This is a genomic window from Streptomyces sp. NBC_01635, from assembly GCF_045209715.1.
GTDB lineage: Bacteria > Actinomycetota > Actinomycetes > Streptomycetales > Streptomycetaceae > Streptomyces > Streptomyces hirsutus.
This window is the reverse complement of sequence record NZ_CP109277.1, coordinates 5,703,252-5,723,565: the sequence shown is the minus strand read 5'-3', so window position 1 is coordinate 5,723,565 and position 20,314 is coordinate 5,703,252. Positions and strand designations below refer to the sequence as shown.

Below are 20,314 nucleotides of genomic sequence, written 5' to 3'. Positions count from 1 at the left end.
CCCTGAACGGAAAGGCCCTCACCTGATGTCCGACCTGCTGCGCGCGCCCGCCGAGATCAAGTACGCCGAGGAGCTGGACTGGCTGGAGTCGGTCGACGACGGCCCCAAGCCGTTCTCCTGGCGGCTGTCGCCGAAGATGGTGCGCCTGTTCGTTCTCGGCTCCGAGCGCTCCGACGGCCTGGACCGGGAGATCTCCCAGAAGTGGTTCGGCTACCGGAGCTTCGTCGAGCGTTCCATCGTCACCCTCGCCTCCGACCGCGGCCTGCTCCTGATCGGCGACCCCGGCACCGGCAAGAGCTGGCTGGCCGAGCTGCTGTCCGCCGCGATCAGCCGCAACTCCACCCTCGTGGTGCAGGGCACGGCCGGCACCACCGAGGACCACATCAAGTACTCCTGGAACGTGTCCATGGTCATCGCCAAGGGCCAGTCCAGGGAGTCGATGATCCCCTCGCCGATCATGACCGCGATGGAGGCCGGGTCGATCGGCCGTTTCGAGGAGCTGACGCGTTCCACCAGCGACGTCCAGGACGCGCTGATCTCCATCCTCTCCGAGAAGTACATCTCGGTACCGGAGCTGGAGAGCGGAGGCAGCGACAACATCGTCTTCGCCAAGCCCGGCTTCTCCATCATCGCCACCGCCAACAGCCGCGACCGCGGGGTCAACGACCTCTCGTCCGCGCTGAAGCGCCGCTTCAACTTCGTCCGCATCCCGGTCATGACGAACAAGAAGAGCGAGGCCGAGATCGTCCGCTTCCGCACCGAGGAGCTGCTGCGCCGTCACTCGATAGAACTGGAGGTGCCGCCGACCCTGCTCGACGTGCTGCTCCAGAGCTTCGCCGACCTGCGCGCCTCCGCCGCCGCGGCCGGCAGCGACGACGAGAAGCTGGAGTCCGCGCTGTCGACGGCCGAGCAGATCGGTGTGCTGGAGGACGCGGTCCTGCACAGCAACTTCTTCGGTGAGCGCACCCTGACCGCCCGTTCCCTCGCCTCCTCGCTCGTCGGCTCCCTCGCCCGCCGTGAGCCGGAGGACCTGGCCATCCTCAACAAGTACCTGCACGGCGTCGTCGAACCGCGCAGCAAGGAGCAGGGCGGCTCGTGGCCCGAGTTCCTGGAGGGCGGCCGGGACGCGATCGCGACGCTGTCATGAGCGCCGCGCCCGAGAGCGCGCCCGTCGTGCGGGAGAGCACGCGCGCGGCGCGGGAGAACACGTTCGCGGGGCTCCGCGGTCAGCTCCACGAGGCCGCGGCCGCGTTCGCCGGCGGGCCGGACGCCCTGGAGGGCATCCTCCTCGGCATGGTCGACGACGTGGACCGCGCGGTGCGCGAGCCGCTGGAGATCTTCCCCGTCTGCCACCACTCGCCCGCCTCCGCCCTCGCGATGGCCCGCCGGCTGCGCGAGAAGCGGCCCAAGGTGGTGTACCTGGAGCTGTGCGAAGACATGGCGCCGCTCCTCACCGAGCTGCGCAACTGCCGTCTCCCGGTGGCCGTCCAGGCGTTCGCGAGCGAGGTGGACGGCTTCCCGCCCGAGTGGGCGCCGCTGTCGGTGGTCGCGCCGATCACCGAGGCGTCCGCCGAGTACCAGGCGATCGCGTACGCGCTGGACACGCCGGACGTCGAGCTGGTCCTCGTCGACCGGTCCTCCGACCACGTCTTCCAGTGGGACAGCCGGGGCCGGAGCACCCCGGAGGCGGCCGGGGAAGGGCCGGACGGGGACAAGGCCGCCGCGGACGAGGACGCGACGGAGACCGCGCTGCACGGCGAGGCCGTCGGCGTGGAGATCGGCGACCTGCGACCACGCTTCGCCGAACTGGAGGAGCACCTGCTGCGGCACGGCAAGGTGCGGCACTGGTCGGAGTGGTGGCACCAGTACGTCGAGCTGCCGCTCGGCGACGGCGACCACGACACCTACCGCCAGGTCATGTTCCTCATCGGCAGCCTGTTCCGGCGGCTCGCCCCCGGCGACCCGTCGCGGGTGCGGGTCGACGAGGACCGCGAGCGGTACATGTGGACCCGGATGCGGGAGCACCTGGCCGCGACCGGCACCGATCCCGAGGACTGCCTGTACGTCTGCGGCGCGTTCCACGCGGCCAGCAGGGTGGAGGAGTTCGGCGTGGCCGGTTCCGGCGCGTACGAGATCTCGCCGCGCTCGGCCACCACCTGGCAGCACGGGCTCATCCCGTCCAGTCACGCGGCGATCGAGGCCCAGTTCGGTCTCGCCGCCGGCTCGGTGTCCATCGCGGCGACCGAGTGGGCGAAGAGCCTCAAGCGCACCCGGGTCCGGCCGTACCGGCTGGCGGGTCAGGCCGGTACGAAGAAGTCCCGGGCGAAGCAGGCCGCCGTACCGGCGGCGCAGGCGGCGCGGCCCGCCGCGGCGGACAGGCTGTCCGGCTTCCTGGGCCGGCCGCCGGTCCTGGACTCGCTGGACGAGGCCGAACTGCTCGGCTGGTGCGTGGACATCGTGAGCGCGGCCCGGCGAGCCGGTTATCTCGCCTCCACCGCCGACGCGATCGCCGTCTTCGAGACGTCGATCCTGCTCGCCGGGATGCGGGACCGGGCCAAGCCCACGCCGTACGACTTCCAGGACGCGGCGGTCACCTGCATCGAGAAGGACGCGGTGCCGGGGCGGCGGGACGTGCGGCGGCTCGTCGAGATCATGATGGGCGGCGACCGGATCGGCCAGGTCGGCTACGACTCGCTGCCGCCCCTCGCGCGCGACGTGCACGACCGGCTGGAGCCGCTGGGGCTGAAACTCCAGCAGCGGGGCGTGCGGCGGGCCCTGCTGGACATGGCGTCCCGGCCGGAGCTGCGGGACTGCTCCGACGTGCTGTGGATGCTGCGCCGGCTGCTGCCGCAGGGCGCGGCCCGGACCGTCATGGGCGAGCGCGCGCTGGGCGAGCGGTCGATCCAGGAGTCCTGGGACCTGGCGCTCGGCACCCACCAGCGGGCCCTCATCGAGCTCGGCTACGAGGGCGTCAGCATCGAGCAGGTCCTGGAGCAGCGCCTGCGCCGCGCCGCCTACGCGCCGCAGGCGACGGCGGCGACGGTCCTGGAGGCCCTCGAGGACGCGACGCTGTACCTGGGCGGCGGCCGGCGTCTCGCCGACGAACTGGGCACGCGCGCGCTGGCGGTCCTGTCGTCCGAGCGCAGTGTCGACGGCGCGCCCCAGGTGCTGCGCCGGGTGCGCCGGCTGCTCGCGTACTACCGGACGAGCGAGCCGGTGCTGCCGCCGTGGATCGAGTCCTTCGTCAAGGCCGGTTACGCGCACTACTGCACCCTGCTGCCGACCGCGTTCACGGACGAGGACGCGACGGCGGGTCAGGTCGCGGCGATGCTGGGCTTCCTGTTCGGCATGGAGAGCCTGGCGCTGTCGCTGGGCTGCGACAGGGCGCAGCTGGAGCTGGCGGTCGCGCAGTCCCACCCCGAGGACCCGTCGAAGACGGCACTGCTGTGGGCGGCGCAGGTGCAGCTCGGCACGCTCTCCCGCGAGCGGTTGCGGGCGCGGTGCGACGAGCTGCTGGCCAACCCGCTGGTGGTGCCCGCGTATCCGCGCTACCTGAGCGGTTTCGTGCACGCGCTGGAGCCGGTGCCGGGCCTGGCGGACGTGGTCGTGGAGGCGGTGTCGAACGCGTTCGGGCGGCTGCCCGACGCGGTGCTGCTGCCGTGGCTCCCGACGCTGATCGGCACGCTGCGGGCGGGCGCGGCGGATCTCGCCCCGCTGCTGATCCGCGAGGCCGGGCGGATCTTCCCGAGCCGGCTCGCGGCGCTGGACGCGTGGGTGCCGCCGTGGCGCGCGCCGGCCCCGGCTCCCGTACGCCGCGCGGCACAGGCGGCGGGGCAGGCGGCCGACGTCCGCCGGGGCGCCGCGCTGGCAGCGGCGCATCCCGCCGCGTTCGACGCGCTGGCGGACCTGCTGGGCTGCACGGAAGGGTGGGCACCGGCCGCCCCGGCGGGCATGGCGCTGCTGACCGCGCACCCGGCGACCTGCGACGCGGTGGCGGACCTGCTGGGCTGCACGGAGGGCTGGGCACAGGACGGACCTCCAGCGGCTCCGGCGGGCGCGGCCCTGACCGCCCGCCACCCTGGTGCGGCGACGGCGTTGGAGTCCCTCCTCGCCGGCACCTGACCGACGACGACGCGCCCCCGGCCACCGGGTCCCACTCCGGCCGGGGGCGCGTCGTGCGCGTCGCCTCACGCTTCATGCTTTCGCGCACGCATGTGTCCGCGCGGTGATTCCGGGTCAGGTGCCCGGGTTCTCCTCGACCGTGACGCGGCCCTTGCGGATGATCGCCACGCGCGGGGCCCGCTTCGCCAGGGCCGAGTCGTGGGTGACCATGACGAAGGTGAGCCCGAGTTCCTTCCACATCCGGATCAGGACCTCCATGATCTCGTCGCGCATCGACTCGTCGAGGTTTCCGGTGGGCTCGTCGGCGAGCAGTACCTTCGGTTCCTTCACCAGCGCCCGCGCGATGGCCACCCGCTGCTGCTGCCCGCCGGACATCTCGGCGGGCAGGTGTCCGAGCCGCTCGCCGAGTCCGACCGCGGCCAGCGCCTCGGCGGCCTTCTCGCGCCGCTCCTTCGTCTTCACCCCGAGCGGGACGAGCGCGGTCTCGACGTTCTCCTGCGCGGTGAGGGTCGGGATCAGGTTGAAGGACTGGAAGACGAAGCCGATGCTCTCGCTGCGCACCCGGGTGAGCCGGGCCTCGGGCAGCTTGGCCAGGTCGGTGCCGTCGAGGAGGATCTCGCCGGAGCTGGGACGGTCGAGTCCGCCGAGCATCTGCAGCAGGGTGGACTTGCCGCCGCCGGTGGGGCCCTGGATGACGAGCCGGTCGCCGTCGGGGATCGTCAGGTCGATGTCCTCGAGGGCGTGAACGGTCTGCTTGCCCCGGGTGTAGCGCCGGGTGACGCCTTTGAGTTCGTACATGGGTCGACTCCTGGGTTGCGTACGAGGGTGGGGGCGGCGCTACGCGACGCGGCGCAGCGCGTCCGCCGGGCGGAGGCGGGAGGCACGCCAGCCGCCGAAGGCGCCGGCGACGAGACCGCCGGCCACCGCGAGGCCGACCGCGAGGGCGACGGTGGTGAGACCGACCGGTGCGGTGAGGGCGACCTCGAGGGTCTTGGCGGCCGTCTCCCGCCCGGGTCCGCCGCCGGGGCCGCCCATACCGCCAAAACCGCCCGCACCGCCGCCGAGTTCGGCCTGCAGGGTGGGGCTGATCGCGGTGACGGCGTACGCGCCCGCCAGGCCGAGCGCGATGCCGAGGACACCGCCCATCAGGCCGTGCACGACCGCCTCGCCGACGACCTGTCCGGTCACCCGGCCCGACTTCCAGCCCAGCGCCTTCAGCGTGCCGAACTCGCGCACCCGGCGGGACACCGCCGAGGAGGTGAGGAGTCCGGCGACGAGGAACGCGGTCACGAGCACCGCGACGGACAGCCATGTGCCGACGCCGGTGGCGAGGGAGGAGGCGGTGGACAGCGAGCCGGAGACGGTGTCCGCGAGGTCGGCGGAGGTGGTGACGGTCGTCCCCGAAACGTTCTTCTGGATCGCGGACTTGACGCTGTCGATCTGCTGCGAGTCCGTCGCCCGGACGTAGATCGTGGTGACCTTGTTCTTGGCGTCGGCGAGGGTCTGGGCCTGCTCCAGCGGGAGGTAGAGGTCGGCGGCGGCGTCCCCGCTCTCGGCGGTGGCGATACCAATGATCTTGAACTTGGTGCCCTTGACCGTGACGGTGTCACCGGTCTCGAGCTCCTTCTCCTTGGCGTGGGCGGAGTCGACGACGGCCACCTTCGCACCGGTCTCGCTCGCCTTGAAGGTGCGGCCGTCGGTGATCCTGGAGGAGGTCAGCGGGCCGAGTTTCGGCTCGGTGACGTCGGTGCCGTAGACGGAGTAGCTGTTGACGTCGAAGTCGGCGCCGCCGCCCTGCACCCGGCCGCCCTCCGACGGCTCGGCCCCACCGGCCCCACCGGGCCCGCCCTGCCCGCCGTCCTGACCGCCCTGCCCGTCCTGCTGGAACCGGCCGCGGGTGAACTCGCCGCTGACCTTGACGACCTGGAGACTCAACCCGCCCACGGCATCGGCGACACCGCTCTGCCGGCCGACCTTGTCCACGGTGGAGTCGGCGAGGCTCTGGAAGCCCTGCACCATGACGTGGTCGGTGCTCTGCTCCTCGCCGGAGCCCTCGGCCCGGGCGTCGAAGCTGAAGCGCGGCCGCGCCGGGCGTTCTCCGCCCTCCTCGGACGTCTCCATGGCCTTGGTGACCGTCATGTCCGTGCCCAGTCCGTACAGCGACTGCAGGACCTTCTCCTGTGCCTTGCCCATCCCGGAGGACACGGAGCTGACGACGATGACCAGCGCGATGCCGAGCGCGAGGCCGGAGGCGACGACGAGGGCCGCTTTTCTGCGGCGGCGCAGTTCGCGCCTCAGGTAGGTGAAGAACATGGGAGCAAGCTAGGGACGGCCTCTGATGAAGTGTTGAGCCCGGGATAAGAGCCGCATGAGAAGAGAGCCGGGCCACGGGAACGAACGATGCCGCCGTCCGCCCCTGTGGGCGGACGGCGGCATCGGACGGGCGGGTCGAGCAGCGGGTGCCGGGCAGCCGGCGTCAGACCGCCGAGCCCGCCTTCCACTGGGCCCAGTCCATGTTCCAGCCGTTGAGGCCGTTGTCCGGGGCGACGGTCTTGTCGCCGGTGTTCTTCACGACGACGACGTCACCGACGATCGAGTTGTCGTAGAACCAGGCGCCCGGCGTGTTCGGGTCGTCGGCGCCCTGGGTGTCGGCCAGGCCGATGCAGCCGTGGCTGGTGTTGGCACTGCCGAAGATGGACTTGGCGCCCCAGTAGTTGCCGTGGAGGAAGGTGCCGGAGTTGCTCAGGCGCATGGCGTGCGGCACGTCCTTGATGTCGTACTCGCCCTTGCCGTCGTCGTCGGTGAAGCCGACGGTCGCGCCGTCCATCCGGGTCTCCTTGAACTTCTCGGAGATGACCATCTGGCCCTCCCACGTCTTGTTCTCGGGGGAGCCGGCGGAGATCGGGATCGTCCGGACGGTCTTGCCGTCCTGCGTGACCTTCATCTGCTTGGTCTCGGCGTCGACGACCGAGACCTGGTTGCGGCCGATCTTGAAGTTGACCGTCTTCTGCTGGACGCCGTAGACGCCCTCGGCGCCCTCGACCCCGTCGAGCGCCAGCTTCAGGGTGACGGTGGAGTCCTCCTGCCAGTAGTCCTCGGGACGGCAGTCCATGCGGTTGGCGTTGAACCAGTGGCAGGCGACCTCCTGGCCGCTGCTGGTGGAGACGGTGATGCCCTTCTGGACCTCGGCCTTGTTGGCGATCGCCTTGTCGAAGTTGATCGACACCGGCATGCCGACGCCCACGGTCGAGCCGTCGTCCGGGGTGAAGTTGCCTATGAAGCTGTTGGCCGGGGAGACCGTGGTGAACGAGGCGTTCTCGTGGGCGGCGCGTCCCTTGGAGTCCTCGGCGGTGGCCGTCAGCTTGTAGGCGGTGGCGCGCTCCAGCTGGACACTGGGCTTCCAGCTCTTCTTGTCCGCGGCGATCTCGCCCTCGACGACGGTGCCGTCGGTGGTCGTCATCGTGACCTCGGTGAGCGTGCCCTTGGCCACGGCGACCGCGGCGGAGTTGTTGATGGAGGCGTTGTTCGAGCCGTCCTTCGGCGTGATCTTGATCTGGGCCTCGGAGGTCTTCTTGGCCGCCGCCTCGTCGACCTGGGCCTGCGACGCGCCCTTGTCTCCGCCCCCACCGGAGCCGGCGTCATCACCGCCGCCGGAACACGCCGAAAGCACCATCACTCCGCCGAGCAGAGCGGACGCAGCCGTCAGACCCCTGCGCCGCTTACCTTCCGTCATCACACGCTTCTCCATCGTCGCCGCTTCCCCGAACCCCGCGGGCCCCCGCACCCGAAGCTGAGAGTCCCCGTCAGACACTTCAACGCTACGACCGGTAGGTCCCGTTCCACATGGGCCGCGAATGTGGGGCTCACCACGTCCGTCGCGGCCGGGCAGGGGGTCGTTCGGCCCGTGCGCCACCTGAGACGTCAAAGCACGGGCGGCGGTTGCCGCCCAGGGTCACGATTTCCCCAAACCGGGTCGGCCAGTCACCTCCACCCGACTCAACCCATCTTCTCCACACCCCACTTGCGCGGATTGCACCGTATCCCACATATCGTCACCTTTGAGAGGTGAGGGGGGTAATGACCGAACTGCCCTATCTGCCGCTTTCGCCCGAAACGTCACCCATCGCACTGCCCAACGCACCGTCCGACGCACCGTCCGACGCGTCGTCGAACCCGCCGTCGTAGAACTCGTCACCCTCCTCGTCGAGGTCCCACTCGGGCGCGTCCGGGTCGTAGGCGATCCGCTCGCTGCTCCACGAGGCCTGCTGGAGTTCCACGCCCGGCACGTCACCGACCAGACCGAACGGGTCGACGAGGTACGCGAGCGCCTCGGCCGTGTCGGCGGCCACCGCGTCCTGAGCGGGCGCCCGTTCCTCCGCGGACAGGTCACCGTCGTCCGCGATCCTGGCCAGCGCGGCGCCGGTCACGGCGTCCGCGTCGTCGACCTCGAGAACGAGGTCCACCCGAAGCCGTACAAATCGCGATGTCTCTGGAGTGCTCATGCCCGGAGCGTACGGCTCCGGCTCCCGTGACTTTCCCGTGACCCGCGATTTTCACTAACATCAGTCCACACGGCCAATTCGCCAGCGCCACAAGGGGATCGATATTCCGTGTCATCCGCTCTCCGCCCGTTGCTGACCGCCACCGCCGCAGGCACCCTCCTGTGCGCCCTGTGGTTCGTCCCGTCCGCCAACGCGACCTCGGACGCCCCGGCTGAAGGAATCACTCCGGCAAGCCCGTCTCCGCAGGTCACAGAGCAGGCGAGGGTGGCATCCAGCACCTCGGCCAACGTCTCGACGGCGTCGTACGACGGCACCGCCGGCGAGGTCCGGCTCGCCGACACCGGCAGCTTCAACAGCACGCCGTACGTCGTCGGCGGCACCGCCTGCCTCACCCTCGGCGCGGGCTTCGTCGTCTACTCGGTGCGCCGGGAACGCCTCGACTTTTAACTCCCTTGACGTTCCCTTGAGATGAACTTGACCGTGACCTCCGGGCGGCCGCGGCACATCACCGCAGAGGGCCTGTGATCTTCTCCACCGCCGCCAGCAGTCGTCCGTCCCGTACGAACGCCTCCGCCGCGGCGAGGTCGGGCGCGAGATGACGGTCCGGCCCGGGGCCTCCCACCCCGGCCTCTCGCGCGGCCTCGACGACGGCCCGGGTCGCGGGCGCCGGGGTGAGCCCCTCGCGCAGCTCCACCGCACGTGCGGCGGCGTACAGTTCGACGGCGATGACCCTGGTGAGGTTGTCGACCGAGGTACGCAGCTTGCGCGCGGCCGACCAGCCCATCGAGACGTGGTCCTCCTGCATCGCGGAGGACGGGATCGAGTCCGCCGACGCCGGTACGGCCAGCCGCTTCAACTCGCTCACCAGCGCGGCCTGTGTGTACTGAGCGATCATCAGACCGGAGTCGACACCGGCGTCGTCGGCGAGGAACGGCGGCAGCCCGTGGCTGCGGTTCTTGTCCAGCAGCCGGTCGGTACGGCGCTCGGCGATGGAGCCGAGGTCGGCGACGGCGATGGCGAGGAAGTCGAGCACATAGGCCACCGGGGCGCCGTGGAAGTTGCCGTTGGACTCCATCCGCCCGCCCCTGGAACCGGACGCCCCCGAACCGGTGCCGTCCGCACCCGTGCCACCGGAGCCCGTGTCGTCGAGCAGCACCACCGGATTGTCGATGGCGGCGGCGAGTTCGCGCTCGGCGACCAGCCGGGCGTGCGCGATCGTGTCCCGTCCGGCGCCCGCCACCTGCGGGGCGCAGCGCACCGAGTAGGCGTCCTGGACCCGCGGGGCGTCGTCCTGGTGATGTCCCGTCAGTCCCGAACCGGCCAGCACGGCCAGCATGTTGGCGGCGCTGGCGGCCTGGCCCGGATGGGGGCGGATGGCGTGCAGTTCGGGGGCGAGCACCTTGTCGGTGCCGAGCAGCGCCTCCAGGCTCATCGCGGCCGTGACGTCGGCGGACCGGTAGAGGGTGTCGAGGTCGGCGAGGGCCATGATCAGCATGCCGAGCATGCCGTCGGTGCCGTTGAGGAGGGCGAGCCCTTCCTTCTCGCGCAGTTCGACGGGCCGGATCCCGTGCTCGGCGAGCAGCTCGCCGGCGGGCCGCAGGGTCCCGTCGGGCCCCTCGGCCTCCCCTTCGCCCATCAGGGCGAGCGCACAGTGGGACAGCGGGGCCAGGTCGCCGGAACAGCCGAGGGAACCGTACTCGTGCACCACGGGGGTGATGCCGGCGTTCAGCACGTCGGCGATCGCCTGCGCGACCTCCGGGCGTACGCCGGTGTGCCCGGAGCACAGGGTCTTCAGCCGCAGGAACATCAGGGCGCGGACGACCTCGCGCTCGACGCGCGGCCCCATGCCCGCGGCGTGCGAGCGGACGATGTTGCGCTGCAGCCGAGCACGCAGCTCGGGGCCGATGTGCCGGGTCGCCAAGGCGCCGAAACCGGTGCTCACCCCGTACACGGGGTCCGGCTCGGCGGCCAGGGCGTCCACGATCCTGCGGGACGCGGCGAGGGCGGCCAGCGCCTCGCGGGAGAGTTCGACGCGGGCGCCGCCGCGCGCCACGGCGAGCACGTCGGACGCGGTCACGCCGGACGCCCGACCGTCACCCACCAGCACTCTTTCAAGGCCGCGCTTCACGCCTTCCCCGTTCACCACAGTGTGCATATCCATATTCAGGAGCGTACGCAGTGAATTCGGTGATGTCATCACCGGGACCGGTGGTCACCCCTTACCGAGACGCCCGCCCCCTCGCCACGCCCCGGAGTCCGCCGAACCGGCGCCTCCCGGGCGCCCGGGCCCCCTCCCCGGCCCTCTACGGCGAGTGCCGCCCCCGGAACCGGCGCCGCTCGCCGTCCGGCTCTCGTACCGGCTCGTCCGCCAGGCGCACGACCGGGTCACCCGGGCCCTCACGCCCGGCGACGACGGGACGGGACGCCCGCTCGGCCTTCGCGCGGTACTGCGCCGCGTCGGCCAGCCGGAAGAGCCGCCGGGCGGAACGCACCGGCCCGATGGCGTCCCCGGTGGACGCCACCCCGCAGGCCACACCCTCCCCGATCTCCAACTCCACGGCGCGACGGCACACTTCGCCGGCCGCCCGGACGGCCTCGTCGGCGGACGGCCCCACCACCAGCAGACAGAACTCGTCCCCGCCGAGCCGCGCCGCCAGGGCGCCGGGCAGCATGGCCCCACACAGGGACAGCACGGTCCCGAACCGTTCGAGGAGCCGGTCGCCGACGGCATGTCCCAGCGTGTCGTTGACCCGCTTGAGCCCGTTCAGATCGCACACGACGAGGCTGACGACGGCCCCGTCCCGGCGGTGCCGCTCGATCGCCTCGTCGAGCCGGACGTCCACGGCCCGCCGGTTGGCCAGCCCGGTGAGCGCGTCCGTGTACGCGAGCCGCCGCGCCTCCTCCAGCCGCTCGGTCTGCGCGATCCCGGCGGCGACGACGGCGGCCAGCACCGTCGCGAAGTCGGCGTCGCCCCGCACGAAGACAGGGGCGCCGGCCGGCCGGGCCACGTACAACTCGCCCCACGCCCGCCCGTGCAGCACGATCGGGGCGACCACGCAGCAGCCGCGCCCCCGCCGGCGCAGAGCCGCCACCCTCTGGTGGGTGTAGCCGGGCCGCCCCTCCGTCGGCCCCCGGGCGGTCTCCACCCAGGCGTCCGGCTCGCCGCCGCCGGCCGCCCACCGCTCGTGCAGGAACTCGGTGATCTCGGCGAACTGGTGCACGGGATAGGCCTCGTCGTCCGGGAACTCCTCCTCGCCCTCGGCCAGCTCGCCGACGTTGACCAGGACGCGCAGCCGCCCCAGCTCCCGCTCCCACACCGACAGTGCGGCGAAGCTCCCGCCGAGCGCCCGGCGGGCCCCGTGGGCCGCGGCCCGCCAAACCTCCTGCGAACTGTGCGCGGCGGCCATGCCCTGTGCCAGCGCCACCACCGCAGCCAGCCGGCTGTCCTCACCCATCCCTCCAGGCTAAGGACGTTCGCCGTGAACAGGGATATTTAAGGAGCAAACGGGATGCGCCGCCATGCCCCGGACCCCACCGCTCCCTTCCTCCGGCCCGGCGCCGCCCTATTCCCCCGGCCAGTTCGGCTTGCGCTTCTCGTTGAAGGCGGCGACGCCCTCCGCACGGTCGCCCGAGAACGCCACCGACCGCCAGGCGGCGTCCTCCACCTCGAGGCCGGCGGGCAGGTCCAGCCCCTGCCCGAGCCTCAGCGCCCGCTTGGCCGCCCGCAGCCCCACCGGCGAGTGGGCGGCGATCCGGGCGGCCAGGGCCAGCGCCTCCTCCCGGTCCCGTCCCGTCTCCACCAGTTCGTCGACGAGCCCCAGCTCCCGGGCCTCGGCGGCCTCCACCCGGCGCGCCGTGAAGATCAGCTCGGCGGCCCGCGCCGCGCCCACCCGTCTGGGCAGCAGCTGGGTACCGCCGCCGCCCGGAATCACCCCGACGGAAACCTCGGGCAGCCCCACCACGGCCGTGCGGTCGGCGACGATCACATCGCAGGACAGGGCCAGTTCGAATCCGCCGCCCAGCGCGAACCCGTGCACCGCCGCCACCGTCGGCACCGGCAGCTCCAGCACGCCGGTGTAGGCCCCGCGCGCCACCGGCCGCTGGCGCATCAGATCGGCGTCGCTGAAGGAATTGCGCTCCTTCAGATCGGCCCCGACACAGAAGGCCCGCTCGTGCGACGAGGTCAGCACCACCGCCCGTACGGCCGGGTCCTTCCCCAGTGCCGCGCAGGCCCCGGCGAGGGACCGGGCCATCTCGGTCGAGACGGCGTTCATGGCCTTGGGCCGGTCGAGGACGAGCTCCGCGACATATCCCCGTTCATGCCGCCGCACCAGCACGAACTCCCCGAACCGTTCCTCACTCACGACAGCCTCCGGTGAACGATGGTTAACATCCGTCCTCCCGATCATCGCAGTCGGCCGCCGTCCGGCGAAAGGGCGCGCGTCCGGTTCCCCGATCACCCCCCGTCCACCCGTTCGAGTGATATCCCGGCCACTCCGATTCGGCCTCGCAGGGGAACGCCTAGCGTGCGAGGCACCGCGGCGCGTGGGGGCGCGTGCGCAGGGGGAGGAATCATCATGCCGACGAACACACCGACCAGACCGACCGCACCGCGGTCCACCGGAGCGGAGACGGCCGAGGGCACACCGGCGCACACCGGATCCACCCTCTTCAGCGCGCGCATCCGGGGCCGCCACCGCAAACCCCGCCACCGGAAACTCCTGTTGGCCGGCGGCGGGCTGGCGCTGACCGCGGGCGCCCTGAGCCTCGTACGCCTGGCGTCCGACCCGGGCCCCGCGGACCTCGGCGCCGGGGCCGGCCCCCGCCCGGTCGTCCCGGCCCCCTCGACCGCCACGAGCCCCCACCCGGCCGGCACGGGCGGTACGGGCGGTACCACTGCTCCGGCCACCCCGGCCCCGGGGGCCGGTCCCTCCTCGCCCACCGCCCTGGGCGGTCAGCGCACGCCGCTGCTCACACCGGCCGCCCCGGGCAGCACCGCCGCACCGACCGCCGTGGCCTCGCCCCTCACCCCTCCGGACACCTCGAGCGCCCCGAGCGCCCCGGACCCGCCAAGGGCCCCGAAGCCGCCGGTCCCCACCGGCGCCCCACCGGACGACCCCACTCCCCCGCCGACGCCTGCGGACCGCACACCGCCGCGGCCTCGGCCCCCGGACCGGCAGGCACCTCCCCCGCCACCGGACCGGCCGAGCGCACCGGACGACGACCCCGTCCTCTGCGTACCGATCATCGGCCTGTGCGTGGGCGGCGGCACCGGCCTCAGGGGCTGAACCGGGGAGGCCGCCGGAGAGCTCCCGGACCCTCTAGGGGGTGTCCCGGCGGGTGAGCAGCCACGGCTCCACCACGCCCAGGCCACGCACGGGCCGCTGCCACATCGGCTGCAGCCCGAAGCGGTACGTCGGCGGCTCCTCGCCCTCCTTCTCCGCCGCGGCCGCCGCCTCGGCGGCGGCGGCCTCGGAGGCGGGCGCGTCACCGGTGCGGATCAGTTCCTCGGCGAAGGCGGCGTCGATGAGCACGGCGTCCCGGGGAGCTATCGAGGTGAGCCGGGAGGCCAGGTTCACCGTCGTACCGAAGACATCGCCCATGCGGGTGGTGACGGTGCCGAACGCCATGCCGACCCGGAGCTCCGGCATCGTCTCGTCGTTCGCCATGGTCTCGATCAGCCGCAGGGCGATCTCCGCGGCCGTTCCCGCGTCGTCGGCGGCGTAGAGCACCTCGTCACCGAGGGTCTTGATGAGCCGCCCGCCGCGCGCGGCCACCAGGTCGGCGGCGGTCGTCTCGAAGGCCTCGACGAGTTCGCCGAGCTCCTCCTCCTCCATCCGCCGGGTCAGCCGCGTGAACCCGACGAGGTCGGCGAACGCGACGGCGAGCCGCCGGTCCACCATCTCCTCGTCGTCGGCGGCCTGGAGCACCCGCCCGGCCGAGGCGGCGAGCTGCCGCCGCCAGACGTAGACGAGGAACTCCTCCAGCTCGGGCAGGAGCAGCTCGATGATGGGATACGTGACCTCGGTGCGGGTCATGCCCAGCTCGGGCGGCTCGGTCAGCCCTTCCAGGAAGGAGTCGATCTGCCACTCGGCCAGTCGCGCGGTGGTCTGTCCCGTGGACCGCGCCACCTGCACGGCCATGGCCTCGCTCAGCAGCCCCGCCTCCACCAGACCGGCCAGCCGGCGCAGCGCCAGGACGTCGGCCTCGGTCAACGCCTTGGCCTGTCCGACGTCGGCGAACCCCATGGCCCGCCAGAAGCGCGTGGCCGTCTCCACGGTGACGCTGGCACTGCGGGCCGCCTGAAAAGGGGTATAACGGCGCTCGGCGCCCAGGATGAGCTGTTCGAGACGCAGAGCGAGCGGGTCCTCGCCGTTGTCGGCGGGACGGGAGTCGTCCCCCCGCCCTCGCTCGCGCGAGGCCGAGGGTGGCGGAGGCTCCGCGCGGCCCTGCGCTTCCGTTCCGGAGCCCGAGTCGTCGACGGTCACGCGTTGCTGCCCTTCCGATCTGCCACGGCCATGTCTCGACCGGCCTCAACTCTACGGCAGGTGTGCGCCAGCTCACTCCGTCCGGTCGCGTCGACGGGTGGCACGACCGGCGCACCCGGCATCGGGGTACCCACCGTACGCATCCGCACCCGTGCCCGCGTGCGCCCCTCACCCGCCCCCCGGGGCGGCAGGGCCCAGGGGACGACGGCGACGGGTCCTACGGGACGACGGGGCGCACGTGCACGATGTCGCCCGCTCCCACCGGTTCCTGCACCCCCTCCTCCGTGGCCAGCACCAGGCGCCCGTCCCCGTCGACGGCGACCGCCTCGCCCACCAGCACCCGGTCGCCCGGCAGCTCGGCCCGCACCACCCGCCCGAGGGTCGCGCACCCCGCCGCGTACGTCTCCTGCAGGCCGCTCGCGGCCGGGTCGCCGCCCGCCGCCCGCCAGCGCCCGTACCAGTCCTCCAGCGACCGCAGCACGCCCCGCAGCAGCGGGTCCCGGTCCGTGGTCACCGCACCCGCCAGCGCCAGGGACCCGGCGGTGGGCACCGGCAACTCGTCGGCGTGCAGGCTGACGTTGATGCCGACGCCGATCACCACCCCGTCGTCCCCGGCCCGCTCCGCGAGGATTCCGGCGGCCTTGCGCTCCTCGCCGCCGACGGTGACGAGGAGGTCGTTGGGCCACTTCAGGGCCGTGTCGACGCCCGCCGTCCGGGACAGTCCGGTGGCCACCGCGACGCCGGTGAGCAGGGGCAGCCAGCCCCAGCGGGCCACCGGCACCTCGGCGGGCCTGAGCAGGACGGAGAAGAAGAGGCCGGAGCGGGCCGGGGCCGTCCACTGCCGGTCCAGGCGGCCCCGCGCGGCGGTCTGCTCCTCCGCGACGAGCACGGCCCCCTCACCGGCCGTCCCCGCGTCGGCACGGGCCACCAGGTCGGAGTTGGTGGAACCGGTGCGCTGCACCACGTCGACCTGCTGCCACAGCCCGCCGCCGCGCACCAGGCCTCTGCGCAGGCCGGCGGCGTTCAGCGGCGGGCGTTCGAGGTCGGTCCAGCGTCCCGGCGTCGGCGGGAGGTCCGGTCCGGTCGTGCCATCGTCATCCGGTGACTTCGTCATACGGCCACCCTAGGTACGACGTCCTCCGCGGCGCAGCGGGGACGGGTCGGGGGACCGGGTCACGAGACCGGGTCACCGGGGCGGTTCTCAGCCCGTTGACCGGTCTGTGAAGGGGAAAGGAGTGTGGGAAAGACCGCACTGCCGATCCCGGGGGCCCCCACTACGCTGCGGATGAGTAACCGTCCCCCCTTTTGAGCAGGCAGGGAGCCGTATCCCGATGTCCGAGCCGGAAGTGCAGCAGCCCGACCTTCATACGACCGCGGGCAAAATCGCGGACCTCCAGCGGCGCATTCACGAGGCGACGCACGCCGGTTCGGAACGGGCCGTGGAGAAGCAGCACGCCAAGGGCAAACTGACGGCCCGTGAGCGGATCGATCTGCTGCTCGACGAAGGGTCGTTCGTCGAGCTGGACGAGTTCGCCCGGCACCGTTCCACCAGCTTCGGCCTGGACAGCAACCGTCCGTACGGCGACGGCGTCGTCACCGGGTACGGCACGGTCGACGGCCGCCCGGTCGCCGTGTTCTCGCAGGACTTCACGGTCTTCGGCGGGGCGCTGGGCGAGGTGTACGGGCAGAAGATCGTCAAGGTCATGGACTTCGCCCTGAAGACCGGCTGCCCGGTCATCGGGATCAACGACTCCGGCGGTGCCCGGATCCAGGAGGGCGTGGCCTCGCTGGGCGCCTACGGCGAGATCTTCCGCCGCAACACCCACGCCTCCGGCGTGATCCCGCAGATCAGCCTGGTCGTCGGCCCGTGCGCGGGCGGCGCGGTCTACTCCCCCGCGATCACCGACTTCACGGTCATGGTCGATCAGACCTCGCACATGTTCATCACCGGCCCGGACGTCATCAAGACGGTCACCGGCGAGGACGTCGGCTTCGAGGAACTGGGCGGCGCCCGCACCCACAACTCCACCTCGGGCGTGGCCCACCACATGGCCGGGGACGAGAAGGACGCCATCGAGTACGTCAAGCAGCTGCTGTCGTACCTGCCGTCCAACAACCTCTCCGACCCCCCGGCGTACCCGGAGGAGGCGGACCTCACCGTCACCGACGAGGACCGCGAGCTGGACACGATCGTCCCGGACAGCGCGAACCAGCCGTACGACATGCACACGGTCATCGAGCACATCCTGGACGACGGCGAGTTCCTCGAGACGCAGCCGCTGTTCGCGCCGAACATCGTCACCGGATACGGCCGGGTGGAGGGCCGCCCGGTCGGCATCGTCGCCAACCAGCCGATGCAGTTCGCCGGATGCCTGGACATCACCGCCTCCGAGAAGGCGGCCCGCTTCGTGCGCACCTGCGACGCCTTCAACGTGCCGGTCCTGACCTTCGTCGACGTGCCCGGCTTCCTGCCCGGCGTCGACCAGGAGCACGACGGCATCATCCGGCGCGGGGCCAAGCTGATCTTCGCGTACGCGGAGGCGACCGTCCCGCTGATCACCGTCATCACCCGCAAGGCGTTCGGCGGCGCGTACGACGTCATGGGATCCAAGCACCTGGGCGCCGACATCAACCTGGCGTGGCCCACCGCGCAGATCGCGGTGATGGGCGCACAGGGCGCCGTCAACATCCTGCACCGCCGCACCATCACCGAATCGGGCGATGCCGAAGCCACCCGCGCCCGGCTGATCCAGGAGTACGAGGACGCGCTACTCAACCCCTACGTGGCGGCCGAGCGCGGCTACGTCGACGCGGTGATCATGCCGTCGGACACCCGTCGGCACATCGTCCGCGGACTGCGTCAGCTGCGGACCAAGCGGGAATCCCTGCCTCCGAAGAAGCACGGCAACATCCCCCTGTGACTCCTGCCCGCCGGGCCCTGCGCACCGGGACCCGGCCGAGCGATTGGAAGACGCCATGACGATCAAGGTCGTACGGGGCAACCCGACCCCGGAGGAGCTGGCCGCCGCACTGGCGGTGGTCCGCGCGCGCGCCGCGGCGGCGTCCGCCATGCCGTCCGGCGCGCCCGCTCCCCGCGCCTCCTGGTCCGACCCGGCCCGCATCGCCGGCCGTCTCCTGCCCCAGCCGGGGCCGACGGCCTGGTCGCGGACGTACTGGCCGGGGGCCTGAGGCCTGTCCGGCGGATCGAGTCGGAGATAGCCGGCGGCATCTTTCGAGCCGGGGTGAGCGGGGTCCTGGGGGTCCCTCCCTGTTCGAGCGGAGCCGAGAACTTGGGGGAGCGTGCAGCCGCACGGCGGCGGAGGGAATCGACGCGATGGGTGCCCCCCTGCTCATGGGGGTGCCCCCGCTCGAGCGAAGCCGAGAGTGGGGGAGGAGCCGAGAGCTCGGGGGAGTCGGCGAGCGACGACAACGCGGCAGCTGTGCGTGCCGGCCCCCGCGTCTGAGGCCTGAGCCGCCGGACAGGCCTCAGAGCCCGTCGTGGGGATCATGCCGGGAAGTTGAGTACGCGTACTCAGGCGGTGCCGGGCCGGGCGGCCGGACGATGGAGAGCATGCTGTGGTCCGACCCCGAGAACGAGCCGCCGAAGGAACTGCGGGACACGCAGGAGATGCTGCGGCGGCTGGGCGTTCTCATGGCGCTGGCCATGGTGCTGGCGATGATCGTGATCGGCGTGCGGTGAGGCGTCGGACCGGCCGGGCCCGGACTTCCGGCGGGCCGGCCGGGCGGAGGCGTCCGGCCGCCACGCCGGTGGGCGGATCCGCCGATACGCTGATCGCATGACAGATCAGCCCCGCCGTCGGCTCGTGCTCGCCTCCCAGTCCCCCGCCCGGCTCGGGCTGCTCCGCCAGGCCGGACTCACCCCCGAAGTGATCGTCAGCGGGGTCGACGAGGACGCCGTCACCGCACCCACCCCGGCCGAACTGGCCCTCGCCCTCGCCGAGGCGAAGGCCTCCGTCGTCGCGGCGAAGCCGGAGGTCCGAGGCGCCTTGGTGATCGGCTGCGACTCGGTGCTCGAGCTGGACGGCCAGGCCCTCGGCAAGCCCGCGGACGCCGAGGAGGCCACCGCGCGCTGGAAGTCGATGCGGGGCCGCGCCGGCATCCTCCAGACCGGCCACTGCGTCTACGACACCACCGCGGAGGGCAGCCGGTACGCCTCCGCCACCGCGTCCACCGTCGTCCGCTTCGGCGAGCCCTCGGACGAGGAGATCGCCGCCTACGTCGCGTCCGGCGAACCGCTCCATGTCGCGGGAGCGTTCACCCTGGACGGCCGCTCGGCCCCGTTCATCGAGGGCATCGACGGCGACCACGGGAACGTCATCGGCATCAGCCTGCCGCTGGTGCGCCGTCTGCTGGCCCGGCTGGGCGTGGGCATCACGGAGCTGTGGGCGCCGCCGGAGAGGTGACCGGGGACCCGTCGGCGCCGTCCCCACCGCTCCCGCCCGCGGGCCTGGCGGGTCCGGCGGCGCCGGCGGGCCCTCCAGGACGGCTCTCGGGGTCGTACGTCATCAGGAGCAGCACGATGAGGGCGAGCACCACCACCATGGAGAGGAACGCGGACATGCCGACCGGTCCCCACGCGAAGGCGCCCAGCAGCGCGTGCACCACGGCGGCGCTGATCAGCAGGCCCCGGCCCGCCCCGGAGGGCGCGCGGTCGCGCAGGGCGACCAGCAGCGCGACGAGGCCGCACAGGGCGAAGTAGAGCCCGAAGACGATGCCGGCGGCCTTCGAGGACACCGACGTCAGGTGCGGATCGAGGCCGGCCAGGGACATGTCCTGGCGGTCGACGACGACCCCGAGCAACCAGTTCAGGGCGGCGACGCCGAGCCCTTCGGCGAAGAGCACGAGTGCCACGATCCACGCCACCGGTCTGCGGACCACCGGCCCCACCCACTTTCGAGCACGACTGTGGTTACCCCGAGTACGCTCAAGACAGCGCGAACGTTACTGACAAGTAAAGACAGGGGCAAGGGTCCCGCGAACGGCAAAGAATCATTGGGCCATTCGTAGGGACTCGACAAAAAACAGAGTGGGCCGCAGCACGCTCTCACAGAGACCTTGACCACACGGGACGGCTAGGGTTTCCCGGAGGAGTCTTGCGTACCAAGGTGCGACATGGGATTTCGCGGGTCGAGCGAGCCTCGAATCACGCTCCGTGTGGGCAAGCTCACCCTTGGGGACGGG

18 protein-coding genes are annotated in these 20,314 nt (G+C 72.2%); 8 read left to right on the top strand and 10 right to left on the bottom strand.

The features are described from left to right. Positions 1-25: 25 nt before the first annotated feature. Both OHB56_RS26745 and OHB56_RS26740 read left to right on the top strand, forming a co-directional pair. Positions 26-1,147, top strand: a complete 1,122-nt coding sequence (locus OHB56_RS26745) for an AAA family ATPase (RefSeq protein ID WP_406356054.1) — start codon at positions 26-28, stop codon at positions 1,145-1,147. After that, positions 1,144-4,122 (top strand): hypothetical protein, encoded by a 2,979-nt coding sequence (locus OHB56_RS26740; protein WP_406356052.1) that lies wholly within the window; start codon positions 1,144-1,146, stop codon positions 4,120-4,122. Before OHB56_RS26745 ends, OHB56_RS26740 begins: the two co-directional genes overlap by 4 nt. A gap of 114 nt (positions 4,123-4,236) precedes the next feature. Here OHB56_RS26740 and OHB56_RS26735 read toward each other — a convergent pair whose 3' ends face one another. The 4 genes from OHB56_RS26735 to OHB56_RS26720 all read right to left on the bottom strand — a co-directional run bounded on the left by OHB56_RS26735 (position 4,237) and on the right by OHB56_RS26720 (position 8,624). Next, entirely contained in the window at positions 4,237-4,920 is a 684-nt protein-coding gene (locus OHB56_RS26735) for an ABC transporter ATP-binding protein (protein ID WP_326754452.1), read from the bottom strand. A 39-nt stretch (positions 4,921-4,959) separates the two neighbouring features. After that, positions 4,960-6,435, bottom strand: coding sequence for an ABC transporter permease (locus OHB56_RS26730; protein WP_406356050.1), 1,476 nt, complete (start codon positions 6,433-6,435; stop codon positions 4,960-4,962). 163 nt (positions 6,436-6,598) lie between these two features. Then, the gene (locus tag OHB56_RS26725; protein ID WP_326754450.1) at positions 6,599-7,855 is read right to left on the bottom strand and encodes an Ig-like domain-containing protein; all 1,257 of its coding nucleotides are present in this window, start codon (positions 7,853-7,855) and stop codon (positions 6,599-6,601) included. 358 nt (positions 7,856-8,213) lie between these two features. Further along, positions 8,214-8,624 carry a hypothetical protein gene (locus OHB56_RS26720; protein ID WP_406356048.1) on the bottom strand — a complete coding sequence of 137 codons (411 nt, stop codon included), beginning with the start codon at positions 8,622-8,624 and terminating at the stop codon, positions 8,214-8,216. Positions 8,625-8,732: 108 nt separating this feature from the next. On the opposite strand from OHB56_RS26720, the gene OHB56_RS26715 reads away from it, so the two are divergent. Next, positions 8,733-9,071: an LPXTG cell wall anchor domain-containing protein gene (locus OHB56_RS26715; RefSeq protein ID WP_326754448.1), complete on the top strand. Its 339-nt coding sequence runs from the start codon at positions 8,733-8,735 to the stop codon at positions 9,069-9,071. Between the two features lie 58 nt (positions 9,072-9,129). Here the strand turns inward: OHB56_RS26715 and hutH are convergent, their stop codons facing one another. From hutH to OHB56_RS26700, 3 genes are all read right to left on the bottom strand, one after another. Then, a complete protein-coding gene (gene hutH, locus OHB56_RS26710) occupies positions 9,130-10,785 on the bottom strand; it encodes a histidine ammonia-lyase (RefSeq protein WP_406356045.1) in 1,656 nt (551 codons plus the stop codon). A gap of 142 nt (positions 10,786-10,927) precedes the next feature. Next, positions 10,928-12,079 (bottom strand): GGDEF domain-containing protein, encoded by a 1,152-nt coding sequence (locus OHB56_RS26705; RefSeq protein ID WP_326754447.1) that lies wholly within the window; start codon positions 12,077-12,079, stop codon positions 10,928-10,930. 108 nt (positions 12,080-12,187) lie between these two features. After that, positions 12,188-12,988: an enoyl-CoA hydratase-related protein gene (locus OHB56_RS26700; protein WP_326754446.1), complete on the bottom strand. Its 801-nt coding sequence runs from the start codon at positions 12,986-12,988 to the stop codon at positions 12,188-12,190. Between the two features lie 213 nt (positions 12,989-13,201). On the opposite strand from OHB56_RS26700, the gene OHB56_RS26695 reads away from it, so the two are divergent. Continuing rightward, the gene (locus OHB56_RS26695; protein WP_326754445.1) at positions 13,202-13,912 is read left to right on the top strand and encodes a hypothetical protein; all 711 of its coding nucleotides are present in this window, start codon (positions 13,202-13,204) and stop codon (positions 13,910-13,912) included. A 33-nt stretch (positions 13,913-13,945) separates the two neighbouring features. On the opposite strand, the gene OHB56_RS26690 is transcribed toward OHB56_RS26695, so the two are convergent. Both OHB56_RS26690 and OHB56_RS26685 read right to left on the bottom strand, forming a co-directional pair. After that, the gene (locus OHB56_RS26690; protein WP_326754444.1) at positions 13,946-15,112 is read right to left on the bottom strand and encodes an adenylate/guanylate cyclase domain-containing protein; all 1,167 of its coding nucleotides are present in this window, start codon (positions 15,110-15,112) and stop codon (positions 13,946-13,948) included. Positions 15,113-15,329: 217 nt separating this feature from the next. Further along, entirely contained in the window at positions 15,330-16,226 is an 897-nt protein-coding gene (locus OHB56_RS26685) for a biotin--[acetyl-CoA-carboxylase] ligase (RefSeq protein ID WP_326754443.1), read from the bottom strand. Positions 16,227-16,443: 217 nt separating this feature from the next. Here OHB56_RS26685 and OHB56_RS26680 point away from each other — a divergent pair, with 217 nt between their 5' ends. The 4 genes from OHB56_RS26680 to OHB56_RS26665 all read left to right on the top strand — a co-directional run bounded on the left by OHB56_RS26680 (position 16,444) and on the right by OHB56_RS26665 (position 19,536). Beyond that, complete coding sequence (locus tag OHB56_RS26680; RefSeq protein WP_406356042.1) at positions 16,444-18,033, top strand: acyl-CoA carboxylase subunit beta; 1,590 nt, start codon at positions 16,444-16,446, stop codon at positions 18,031-18,033. A 55-nt stretch (positions 18,034-18,088) separates the two neighbouring features. After that, a complete protein-coding gene (locus OHB56_RS26675) occupies positions 18,089-18,301 on the top strand; it encodes an acyl-CoA carboxylase epsilon subunit (protein ID WP_406356040.1) in 213 nt (70 codons plus the stop codon). Between the two features lie 382 nt (positions 18,302-18,683). Then, positions 18,684-18,812 carry a morphogenic membrane protein MmpB gene (gene mmpB, locus OHB56_RS26670; protein ID WP_095533885.1) on the top strand — a complete coding sequence of 43 codons (129 nt, stop codon included), beginning with the start codon at positions 18,684-18,686 and terminating at the stop codon, positions 18,810-18,812. 97 nt (positions 18,813-18,909) lie between these two features. Then, complete coding sequence (locus tag OHB56_RS26665; protein ID WP_079047752.1) at positions 18,910-19,536, top strand: nucleoside triphosphate pyrophosphatase; 627 nt, start codon at positions 18,910-18,912, stop codon at positions 19,534-19,536. On the opposite strand, the gene OHB56_RS26660 is transcribed toward OHB56_RS26665, so the two are convergent. Next, entirely contained in the window at positions 19,505-20,011 is a 507-nt protein-coding gene (locus tag OHB56_RS26660) for a hypothetical protein (protein WP_406356037.1), read from the bottom strand. The genes OHB56_RS26665 and OHB56_RS26660 overlap by 32 nt on opposite strands. Between the last annotated feature and the right edge of the window lie 303 nt (positions 20,012-20,314).